The sequence below is a fragment of the Microtetraspora niveoalba genome, assembly GCF_001570405.1.
Classification (GTDB): Bacteria; Actinomycetota; Actinomycetes; order Streptosporangiales; family Streptosporangiaceae; genus Microtetraspora; species Microtetraspora niveoalba.
Genome location: NZ_BBYM01000030.1, coordinates 17863 through 29013, shown reverse-complemented (window position 1 = coordinate 29013; position 11151 = coordinate 17863). Strand labels below are relative to the sequence as shown.

Here is an 11151-nt window from a genome sequence, read left to right as displayed (position 1 = left end):
TTGCCTGGTGATCTTCATGAGCTGGAAGATGTCCACCTCGTGACCTAATCCCGGACGAGCAGGTGTCATGCAGGCCGATCCCCCCATTGATCCGCAAGATCTGCTTCGGTACCCCTCTTCCCCGAGGAATGCCGAGAAGGGTTCCCCGAGGAATGCCGAGAAGGGGTGCCTCCTCGCTCTGGCTGTACCGGTGCTGTTGGTGTTGCTCCTCGTCAAGATGCCGATGTGGATCAATGACGGGCGGCTGGACGACTTCGCCGAGCGGTTCTACGCCTATCCGCGGCCTCCCTCGACGGAGTTCGCGGACCATGACTGGCAAGGGTCGGTCCAGCTTCGCGGGAACGGGAACCACTGTGACTACCTTGTCAGGTTTTCGCTTACGACCCAGCTCTCGGACGAGGAGATCACGCGCTACTACGAACAGGCCGAGATCCCCGGTGTCGATGGAGATCGCGCCTACGTGACGGTGTACTTCCCCAAGTACTCCAGCCGGTTCGAGGGTGGCTGGCCTGAGTCGTTCGTCGTGGAGATCTTCGACAGCACCGGTCCCGGCTGGGATCTCCGCTGCCACTGAACTGCTCGGCTCCCCCGGGGATCGCCGGCCGTATCGGCATGCATCGGGCATGCGGGCGAGGCGGCGGCTGTAGGTGTCGCTGCTACGGCTCAGGCGAGGATCTCGACGTACCCGTCGGTTCCGTGAACGCGGATCCGCTGCCCGTCCCGGATCAGCCGGGTGGCCTGCTCCACGCCCACGACGGCCGGCAGGCCGTACTCCCGCGCGATCACCGCCCCGTGCGTCATGAGGCCGCCCACCTCCGTCACCAGGCCGGCGGCGGCGACGAACAGGGGAGTCCAGCTGGGGTCGGTGTAGGCGGTGACCAGGATGTCGCCCGCCTCAAGGTCGGCCTGCGCCATGTCCATGACGACACGGGCGCGACCCTCGACGGTCCCGGCCGAGACCGGGAGGCCGGCCAGCGCGCCGGGCGGGGCGTCGTCACGCCGATACCGGCCGGTGATGGCCTCGCCGTCCGACGTGAGGACCCGGGGCGGTGTGAGCGTCTCGTACGACCGGAACGCCTCCCGCCTTTCCAGAATGAGTTCGGCGTCCACGTCGTTGGCGCGCACGACTTCCTGCAACTCCTGGAACCGGAGGAAGAAGATGTCTTCTCTCTCGCGCAGTGTGCCGGACCGGACGAGGCGGTCGGCTTCCCGCAGCAACGCCTGCTTGTAGACGAAGTAGCGGCTCACCATGCCGTACTTGGGGTACTCCCGGTATCCGGCGAAGGTGCGGACGCGGTCGATCATCCGCTTGGTCTCCTCGGCCTTCTGCTCCCCGTGGGGCAGGGCGCGCAGTCGCGTCAGCAGTTCCTGTTCCTTCCGTCGTGACTCTTGGAGTCCTTGATCGAAGCGTCGCTTGCCGGCGCCCGGCTCGAAGTTCTTGATGTTGCCGAGGATGGCGGGCACGAGCGTGGCGGGATGCTCGCTCCAGCGCGTTCTGGTGATGTCGATCTCGCCCGCGCAGCGCATGCCGTACTCGTCGAGGTAGCCCCGGATGGCGTCACGTGCTTCCCGCCCGCCGGCCAGCCCGGCCAGTTCGTCCAGGAAGTCGTCGCCCTCCCGGCCTTCGTCCGCGACGCGCTGCAAGAACGCCACGACGTCCGCATGCGGTCGGATGGTGTCCGCGACGTCGAGGAGCGCCAGCCCCATCTCCGACGTGACGTTGTGGGGGACGGATTGCGTGAGCGCGTCGGCCGCGTTCTTCTCGCCCAGCCAGGTCTCGAGGTGGTCATTGAGCCACCAGGTCGCCTCCATCCCCGCCATGATCACCTGGTGGCTCTGCGGAGAGAACAGGATGCGCTTCAGCTCTGCGATGTCGGCCAGGATGAAGTCGAGCAGCGCCGGTCCGGACAGAGTCCGGATCTCGCGCTGCAGGGTGGCGACGGACGCCTCACTGTGTCGGATCAGCTGGGTGACGACGGCCGGATCGGTCTCGATCGGGGCGGGTGGGTCACCGGCGGGTGCGGCGCCAGAACCTCCGTCCGGAAGCGAGCGGAGGAAGTCGCCGCGGTCGAGGACGGTCTGCAGCGCGTCCCGGATGAGCGGGTCGGACTTCCCCAGGGTCCCGAGGAGGTACGCGCGACCCGCGGGCGTCCCCAGGACGGGGGCCACGTCGACGAACAACCGTCCGCCCGCCTCGTGCATCGGCCGTGGGGTCGTCAGCTGCCACACGGAGAGCCCCAGCGGCTTCATCGCGTCGGTCATCATCTGCTGGTGACCGACGGAGACGTAGACGTGGTTCTCCTGGTCATCGGCCTCGGGGACGGGGAACAGGGTGGTGATCGGCCGGCTCTGGACGATGTGGAAGTCGTCGCCGACCAGGCACCACTCGATGTCCTGGGGCCGGCCGAAGTGCGCTTCTATTCGCCGGCCCAGCCGTACCAGGCGCACGACTTGTGCGTCCGTCAGCGCCGGCTGCGTCTGCCGCTGCGGCTCGATCGGCGCGTCCTGGGTACCGCCTTCCGGCGACGCCCGGAGGAACCGCGGCTTGGTGGCGACCGATGCGGTGACGACCCGGTCGTCGCGCACCGTGTAGACGTCCCCGGCGACCAGACCGGAGACAAGCGCCTCGCCGAGCCCCCAGCCCGCTTCCACGGTGGCGATCTTCCGGTTCGAGGTCACGGGGTCCGCGGTGAACAGGATCCCGGCCGCGTCCGGGAACACCATCCGCTGTACGACCACGGCCATCCGTACCTTCCGGTGGTCGAAGCCGTTACGGCACCGGTAGGTCACCGCCCGCTCGGTGAACAGCGAGGCCCAGCACCGCCGGACATGCCGAAGGATCGCCTCTGGGCCCACGATGTTCAGGTACGAGTCCTGCTGGCCGGCGAAGGACGCGGTCGGCAGGTCCTCGGCCGTCGCGCTGGAACGCACCGCGTAGGAGGCTTGCTCCCCGAGCCGGGCCAGCGATTCGCCGATCGCTGCCACGAGATCGTCGGGCAGTGCGACGCCTTCGATGACGCGGCGGATATCCGCGCTCAGGGTGCGGATCGCCGCGCGGTCGTCTGGTTTCACGCGCGACAGCGGGTCAAGCTGAGCGTCGAGCGACGGCGCCTCGGCCACGACCCGCTGGAAGGCGTCCGTCGTGACGCAGAAGCCGTCCGGCACGCGGATGCCATCGATTCGCGAGAGCTCGCCCAGGTGCATCCCCTTGCCGCCGACCTCTGCGACATTCGTCGAGTCGATTTGCTCGAAACCCATCACGTAAGCCAATTCCGTTGCTCCATCGTTCGTCGGGTCGGTTCGCGACGTGCAAGTATGAAACACTTTTCGGCGCCTCATGAGGCGCGCGAATGTGCTATAAAGTGAAACTGGCGGGGAGTGGTGCGCGCCGCGTGCGCAGTCCGACCCGGCCTTCCCCTCGGCGCCGTGACCGAACTGCCGGCGTCGACCGGTCCGAGCACGCCGCTCATCCAGTGAGTTCGCCGTCGTCGCGCAACGATTCGTTTCGCCCTTCAGGCGTGAACGGATGACCTGAATCAAACCGTCCTTCCTGTGGATGACGGACCGCCGCGGCTGGACCACCAAGCCCGGCCTGAGGCCATCGATATCCAGCGAGCTGGATTCGAACGCGCTTGAGCACCCCTGCCTCGGCAATTCCGGCGATGGCGAAGACCACGAGGCGTGGAAGAAACGCCTGAACGAACCCGCCGAGATCGCCGAACGCGGCGCATCGATGATCCGGTCACGCGACAAGCCTCGCGCTTCTTCCATCAGGCGATGGTTTCGCGCGAGTGCGGCCCGCGCGTTTTTCCTCCGCGCATCCCGGATGACGTCGGCCCACCACGAAGCGCCAGCGGGAGGGCGATGATCGACTCTCCGATCGGCTACGTACACTGACGGGCATGGCATGCCGCATCAGTGAGTTGGTCATCGACGCCGCCGACCCCGAGCGGCTCGCCGCATTCTGGAGCGAGGTCCTCGGCTACGTCGAACTCGGCCGGGAGGACGACGGAAGCATCGCGATCGGGCCGCCCGGCGTCGGCTTCGGCGGCCCGCAGCCCACCCTCGTCCTCAGCCCCAGCAGCGACCCGCGCGCCGGGAAGCTCCGACTGCACATCGACGTCAACGCCACCGACCGCGACCAGGACGCCGAGCTGGAGCGACTGCTCGCTCTCGGCGCCAGGCCCGCCGACGTCGGCCAGACCGGCACCGAGAGCTGGCATGTTCTGGCCGACCCGGAAGGCAACGAATTCTGCCTCCTGCACACCCGGCTCCAGCCCCTCTGACCACCTGCGTCCTGCCGCCAAGCCGCTCAGCCGTTCCAGCCCATCCCGTCTGCCGGACTTGCCTGGGGCGTGGGGGGCGGGGCGGTCAGGCTTCCACCTCGGCCGGCTACGGCCCCGGCTCACGTACGGGCGATCATTCCGGAGTGAGGGCCCGCCGGAGGCATGGACACTTCAGCGCGCATCGTCGCACACCGCCGCCGCCTGCCAACCGTCCCGAGTTGCCTGCTCTCGGAGAAGCGGAGGCCAGGTCTCGATGAAGCCGTGAACAGCTGGATCCCACGGGCCGACGTTGTACACGAAGGACGTTCCGACCAGTTCCCGCACTCGAATATCTGTCGAGTGAAGAGCACGCTCCAGGAAGTCGAGGCAGCGCTCGACAAGCTCTTGGTCTCCTCGCTCATGCGCGTCAAGGACGAACGTTGTGACGTGCCAGAACAGCACGTGCTGTAGGACCTCTCCGTTGTCGGCCACGTGTTCTCGCCAAATCGGAGCGAACTCCGGAACCTCCCGCACGAACCGGTCCACCACGTCCTCGTAGGTCATCGGCTCCATCTTCTGAGAATTCCGCTTACGTGCGGTCCGTGTCCAGGCGAGACAGGGCACGGTGTTCGGACGGCAACCTTCTGTTTCGCATTGACCCGCCATGCCCTGTGGATGCGGGCCGGGGTGTCGGCGACAGGCCACCGGGGCCGGATTCCCGGCCGGGACGGGAGACGCACCTCATGCCACCCGGGAACCGCATTCCGCACGCTTTACGTGTTCACGGAGAGGAGAAAGAGAATGCGTGCGGTGATCGATCGGCTGGCGCGGGTACCGCTGGCGGCGGTCGGCTTTCTGATCCTGTTGAGCGCGGCGATGGCAGCCGGGCACGTGCTGCTGCTGGAGCAGATCCGGGCCAGCGGCGGGGAGGAACTGCCTCAGTGGGTGGCCCGGCTGACCATCGAGACGTACTGGGGGCTGCTGCCCCTGGCGTTTCTCATGCTGTGGGCGCGCCGCGGGAAGCGGGGAGGGCTGCTCGGCCGGATCGGCGCGGCGCTGCTGGCCTGCGGGCCGGTCACCGCGCTGCTCATTGCGGTGGGCGCGCTGGTGTGGGGTGGGATCCTCGGTCGCGGCGATCTGCCCCCGTCGGTGATGACGGTGGAGTCGCTCTTCTACGCCATGATGCTCGGCGTGGTGGTGTGCGGGGTGGCGTTCCTGCTCGATGCCGGAGTGCGCTGGTGGGGAGCGATGCTGCTCATCGGCCTGCTGGGTGACTTCGTCATGCCGATGGCGCTGGCGGCGGTGTACGCCGTGTTCGGCATCATGTTGGTGGTCGGCGCCGCCCGGGCGGGCCGCCGGAGTACCGACGTCGAGACCGCGCTCGACGCGGCGCACTGACCAGCGGGGAGGCGATGAGCGGGGTCACGGTGACCACCGGCCGGGCGGTCCGGCGGCCGCCGGGCGCGCTGCTCACCATGGTCGCCACCGTCGTCATGACCGCAGCCGGTGGAACCCTCTCGCTGGCCGCCGGTACGGCGCTGAATTGGGCGCTCGTCGGCAACGTCGGACACAGCCTGCTGTTGGGCGGAGCCGGATGGTGGTTGTCCCGCAGCCGAGGGGGTCGGCCAGTCGGGTGGCTGCTGCTCGGCACCGGCACGGCCGGCGCCCTCGGCGTGCTCGCCGAGGGGTCGGGGACTGCGGGGTTCCAGGCCGGCTGGCCCGGGTGGCAGGTGGCGGCATGGTTGGTGCTGTGGTTGTGGCCGCTGTACGTCGTGCCGCTGTTCACGGTGTTGCCGTCGATCTTCCCGAACGGACGGGCGCCTTCGGGGAACTGGCGGTGGGCGTCATGGCTTGGCGCCGGGGCCAGCGTGCTGACGGCGGTGGCGGCTGCTGTGGAACCCGGTCCACTGCTGGTCGGCGAGGATGCCGGCCCGCCGAATCCGCTTGCCATCGCCGCCGGCGGGACTCTGATGACCATGGCGGGCCTCATGGTCGTCGCGGCCGTCCTGTCGAGTCTGGCCAGCCTGGGAGTGCGGTGGCACCGCGCCGGCTCGACCCAGCGCCAGCAGATGAAGTTCCTGTGGTACGCCATGGCGCTGGTTCTCGCGATCGAGCTGCTCGGCGGGCTGATGCCGCACCACGTTGCGCAGGCGGGCTACTTCCTCATTCCGTTCCTGCTCGTGGGCGCGATCGCGCTGTCCGTACGCCGCTACCGCCTCTACGACATCGATCTCGTGATCCGGCGCACCGTCGTGTTCGCCGCGTTGACCGCGGTGGTGTTCGCGGTCTACCTCGGGATCGTCTCCGTGCTCGGCATGGCCGTGGGCCCCTCACCCGGTCTCGCGCTGATCGCGTCAGCCGCGGTCGCCGGGCTCGCCGATCCGGTGCGGCGGCGACTGCAGCGGGCGGTCAGCCGGTTCCTCTTCGGACAGCGGGAGGAACCGCTGGAGGCTCTCGCCGGACTGCGACAGCAGCTGAGAGCCGTGGCCGACCCGTCGGAGATGCCTGCCACAACGGCCAACGCGGTCGCCCGGGCTCTGCGCGCCGAGTACGTGTCCGTACAGTTGCTCGCCGACGGCGAGTACGGCGAGGTGGCCCGCGTCGGCGTCTCCGGCGTGGAGCCTTCCGTGGACGTGCCGCTGGAGTGGCGCGGTGAGCTGGTCGGGACGTTGACGGTGGGACCGCGCGCGCCCGGCGAGGCGTACTCCCGGTCCGACCTGGCGCTGCTCAACGAGCTGGCGTACGCCATCGGCTCGGCCCTGCACGCCGTCCGTCTCGCAGAGGATCTGCGCACCGCGCAGGAGCAGGCGGTGCACGCCATCGCCGATGAGCGGCGCCGGTTACGCCAGGATCTGCACGACGGGCTCGGGCCGTTGCTGTCCGGCATCGGACTGGCCGTGGACGGCGTCCGCCGTACCCTGAGCACGGACAGCCCGGTGGCGGGGGAGTTGCGCGTCATCACCGACCAGGTGCGCTCGGCGGCCACTGAGGTCCGCCGCATCATCGACGCCCTGCCGTCCGCCGCCGTGGCCGATCTGGGCCTGACCGCGGCGATCGCCGACCACCTCGAGCGGTGTGCCGAGCTGCCCGGGGCACCTCTCATCACCTACTACGCGGACGTGGACGAGGCACGGGTGCCGCCCGCCGTGGCCGAAGCCGCCTATTTCGTCCTGCTGGAGGCGGTGGCCAACGTCCTGCGGCACGCTGATGCCGTCGCCTGTACGCTGACCCTTTCCACCCGCTGTGGGCGGCTGGTCGTACAGATCGATGACGATGGGGTCGGCATCGGCGAGCGGTACGTCGCCGGCGTCGGTACAGCCTCGATGCGACGGCGGGTGGGTGAATTGGGCGGTCGGTTCGAGCTGCGCCCCCGAGACGCCGAGGGCACGACGGTACGGGCCGTGTTCCCGATGGAGGGCGGCGGATGAACGAGCTGCGGGTGGTGATCGCCGACGATCACCACGTGTTCCGGATGGGGCTGCACAGGCTTCTCGACAGTGTGCCCGGCATCATCGTCGTCGCTGAGGCGGCCGACACCGATGCGACGGTCGCCGCAGTCGTGGAACACGATCCCGACGTGGCCATCGTCGATCTGCACATGCCCGGCGGCGGTGGGGCCTCAGCGACCGAACAGATCCGGCGCGGAGGGCTGCGTACGCGGGTGCTCGTCCTCACCATGCACGCGGAGCACGCCATGGTGCGGCAGGCGATCCGGGCGGGCGCCCGCGGCTACCTCCTCAAAGACGCCGAACCCGACGAGATCATCCGCGCCGTGCACGCGGTGCACGCCGACCAGGCGATCCTCGACTCCGCCGTGGCCGACCGGATGCTCGCGGCGCTCGCGGACACCGCCCCGGCCAACCCGTTCCCGCAGCTCACCGGGCGGGAGCTCGACATCCTGGCGCGAATGGCCGCCGGCCAGTCCAACCAGGCCATAGCCGCCAGGCTTGGGATCAGCCTGAAGACCGTGCAGAATCACGTCTCCAACGTGCTGCTCAAGCTCGGTGTCGAGGACCGGGCACAGGCCGTCGCGCGGGCGCGGGACGCGGGAGTCCACCGGCCCACGTGAGCCGCCGGTCGCCGGCCGGGATCTGTCCGTGCCGCGTCACCGCCGGTCATGCTGCGCGGCCTACGACGTCGGCGTTTTGTCGTTCGCCGTTGCTATAGATGGTGCCACCACCTGACCTTGACGAGAGCGCGGTGTTCGATGGCATTGGTGACGTTTCGCGATGAGACCGCGACTGGCCGGGCGCTGGCGGAGTTCTCCCTGTCCGACCTGTTCGAGCGCATCTCGGCCCGGGAGCTGGTACGGCTGCGCGTCCGCGAGGAGGTGGCCCGCCACAACGCCGCCCCCTCCCACCACTTCCGCGGTCTGGTCGAACCGGCCGACGCCGAGGCCGAACTCAACGGCTACCGGATGCGGACGCCGCGCAAGCTGGACTGGGAGAAACAAGCCGATGCCGCCGAGGCGGCGTTCGCCCGCAATGGCTTCCTGCTGCTGATCGGCGACCGGCAGATCCTCGACCTGGACACGGAGATCGACCTGATCGCCGACCCCGTCGTCTCCTTCGTCAAGCTCGTCCCGCTGGTCGGAGGCTGACATGAACGTCTCCCCTCTCGCGCAGCTCTCCCGTCCCGCGAAACGCCTGTTCGATCTTCTCGAGGGGTCCGCGGAGGAGCCGATGCGCTGGCCCGACGCCTCGCAACTGGGCGCCGCGTTGGGCACGTCGGCTTCGGGACGGTACACGTTCACCGAAGAGAACCGGCGGCGACTGATCGAGCCGGCCCGCGAACTGGTCGAACTCCTCCTGCGTGAGCGGTATCGGCTCTTGGGGCTCTATTCCGAGGTGGTGGCGGCGGGGCTGGCGGACATGGACGCCGAAGTGTGGGCCCGGCTCGCCGGGGAGCGCGGCCCCATCGCGGTCGCCGAGCTGCGCGTGTTGTTCGGCTGGGAACTGGAATTGCGGGCGCTGTTCGCCGAGGCGATGCGGATGGCGTCGAGCTCGCCCCCCAGGCCACCGGCCGCCGTACTCGACTGGCTCGCGGCCCAGCCCGGCTACCTGGACTTCGCCAGGACCGCGCTGGAGACGGCCGTGGCCCGCGTCACGGCGATCCACGCCGGCGAGATCCCGTACAGAGCGGAGAAGGCGTTCGAGAACGGGGAAACGGAGACCCTCGGCCGGGCCGTCCGGATGGCGCTCCACCGGGACGAGCCCTGGCTGCCCGATCTGCTGCACAGTCTGGTACGCGGAATCGCGGTGGCGCCCACCCCGGCCAAGACCCTGCCCTCACAGGCACTGCTGTTCGAGATCGCCCGCGCGGCGGAGGACTACCCGACCCCCGAGGTGATCATCGCGCTGCGCACCGCCCGCCGGATCACCCGGCACGCGGGGGTGCCCAAGGAACTGGACCGCAAGTTCAAGCGCATCGAGCCCGCGCTGGCCAACCGGCTGGAGGTGGCGTTTCGGCTGCCCGACGGGCAGGTCCGACAAGTCGTCGGCGACCATACCGCGGTGATCACCACCGACGGCGGCGTCGAGCTGTCCTGGTGGCACGGGGACAAGAAGCTGAAGTCGGTCCCCGCCGCGGTCAAACGGGACCACCCCGAGGAGGTCAAACGGCTGCGCGAGCTGGCCAAGCAGACCGCGCAGCAGCAGGCCACCCTGGCCAGAGCGCTGGAGGCCGGATACACCAACGAGCCGCCTCCGCCGTACCGGCAGCTTGAAGGCCACGCGATCACCGACCGGCTGATCTGGGAGTTCGAGGTCGCGCCCGGGGTGTGGCGGGCCCAACTGGGGTTGAGCGTGCCGGACGTGCCGGTGCGGCTGTGGCATCCGGCGCGCGCGTCCGTGGAGGAGGTGCGCGCCTGGCGGGAGGTCGTGGAGAGCAAGGAACTGCGTCAGCCGTACAAGCAGGCATTCCGTGAGGTCTACCTGCTGACCCCCGCCGAGGAGACGACCGGGACCTACTCCAACCGGTTCGCCGGGCACGTGGTGGACTACCGCAAACTGCGCGCATTGTTTAAGGACCGCGGCTGGAAATCCCACTACCTGGGGTTTTGGGATGGCGGCCACAACGACGGGGCGGCCCAGCGGGTATTGGCCGGCGGGCAGTGGCGGGCGACACTGAGCCACGGTCTGTACGAGGAGGGCTACGCGCTCACCGATCAGGTCCACTTCCACAGGCTGGCCGGGGGCGTCTGGCACCAGGCGCCGTTGAGGGAGGTCCCGGCGCTGGTCTTCAGCGAGGCCATGCGGGACGTCGACCTTTTCGTGGCCGTCACCTCGATCACGACCGACCCCCACTGGTCCGACCAGGGGCCGGACCAGATGCAGGACTACTGGCGGACCGGTTCGTTCGCTGCGCTGACGTCCTCCGCCGAGGTGCGGCGCGACGCGCTGTCGCGCCTGATCGGCCGTACGGCCATTGCCGACCGGTGCACCTTGACCGACCGCTTCCTGGTGGTCCGGGGCGATCTGCGCACCTACAAGATCCATTTGGGGTCGGCGAACATCCTGATGGAACCCAACGACGCCTACCTGTGCATCGTTGCCGCGCATGGCCCCCACACCGGGCTGTTTCTTCCGTTCGAGGAGGACGGCCGGTTGTCGCTCATCCTCAGCAAGGCCTTCCTGCTGGCCAACGACACCGCCATCACCGACACCTCCATCGTTCGCCAGATCCGGGCTTGATCCACGCAGCCCCGGGGGAACCCCGAATCGATGACGGCCTGCCCGGACAGGCCGTTTCGGTCTTCGCCCGCTGTGCGGCTTCCCGGAGCTGCACGTCGTCGGGGCCCGCAGCTCGGCTTCGCGAGTTGCGGGCCGCATTCGCCTTGACGCTCGGCGATCGCGGATGCCGTGCGACGGCGAGCCACTGTCCTGCC

The 11151-nt window shown here is 69.1% G+C and carries 9 protein-coding genes; 7 read left to right on the top strand and 2 right to left on the bottom strand.

What is annotated here, in order from left to right; all coding sequences use genetic code 11:
* Positions 1–67 precede the first annotated feature (67 nt).
* Complete coding sequence (locus AWQ70_RS27080; RefSeq protein ID WP_157530457.1) at positions 68–574, top strand: hypothetical protein; 507 nt, start codon at positions 68–70, stop codon at positions 572–574.
* A gap of 89 nt (positions 575–663) precedes the next feature.
* Here AWQ70_RS27080 and rph read toward each other — a convergent pair whose 3' ends face one another.
* The gene (gene rph / locus AWQ70_RS27075) at positions 664–3771 is read right to left on the bottom strand and encodes a rifamycin-inactivating phosphotransferase (RefSeq protein WP_245647170.1); all 3108 of its coding nucleotides are present in this window, start codon (positions 3769–3771) and stop codon (positions 664–666) included.
* Between the two features lie 131 nt (positions 3772–3902).
* On the opposite strand from rph, the gene AWQ70_RS27070 reads away from it, so the two are divergent.
* Positions 3903–4286: a VOC family protein gene (locus AWQ70_RS27070; RefSeq protein ID WP_067181712.1), complete on the top strand. Its 384-nt coding sequence runs from the start codon at positions 3903–3905 to the stop codon at positions 4284–4286.
* Positions 4287–4457: 171 nt separating this feature from the next.
* On the opposite strand, the gene AWQ70_RS27065 is transcribed toward AWQ70_RS27070, so the two are convergent.
* Positions 4458–4829: a DUF7674 family protein gene (locus AWQ70_RS27065; protein WP_157530455.1), complete on the bottom strand. Its 372-nt coding sequence runs from the start codon at positions 4827–4829 to the stop codon at positions 4458–4460.
* A 237-nt stretch (positions 4830–5066) separates the two neighbouring features.
* On the opposite strand from AWQ70_RS27065, the gene AWQ70_RS27060 reads away from it, so the two are divergent.
* The 5 genes from AWQ70_RS27060 (at position 5067) to AWQ70_RS27040 (ending at position 10957) form a co-directional block, all read left to right on the top strand.
* The gene (locus AWQ70_RS27060) at positions 5067–5663 is read left to right on the top strand and encodes a hypothetical protein (RefSeq protein ID WP_067181706.1); all 597 of its coding nucleotides are present in this window, start codon (positions 5067–5069) and stop codon (positions 5661–5663) included.
* A gap of 14 nt (positions 5664–5677) precedes the next feature.
* Positions 5678–7693, top strand: coding sequence for a sensor histidine kinase (locus AWQ70_RS27055; protein WP_067181703.1), 2016 nt, complete (start codon positions 5678–5680; stop codon positions 7691–7693).
* A complete protein-coding gene (locus AWQ70_RS27050) occupies positions 7690–8334 on the top strand; it encodes a response regulator (protein WP_067181700.1) in 645 nt (214 codons plus the stop codon). The genes AWQ70_RS27055 and AWQ70_RS27050 overlap by 4 nt, the downstream gene beginning before the upstream one ends.
* Positions 8335–8472: 138 nt before the next feature.
* On the top strand, positions 8473–8865 hold the full coding sequence (locus AWQ70_RS27045; protein WP_067181696.1) for a hypothetical protein: 393 nt from the start codon (positions 8473–8475) through the stop codon (positions 8863–8865).
* Position 8866: 1 nt separating this feature from the next.
* Positions 8867–10957, top strand: coding sequence for a DUF4132 domain-containing protein (locus AWQ70_RS27040; protein WP_067181693.1), 2091 nt, complete (start codon positions 8867–8869; stop codon positions 10955–10957).
* Positions 10958–11151 lie beyond the last annotated feature (194 nt).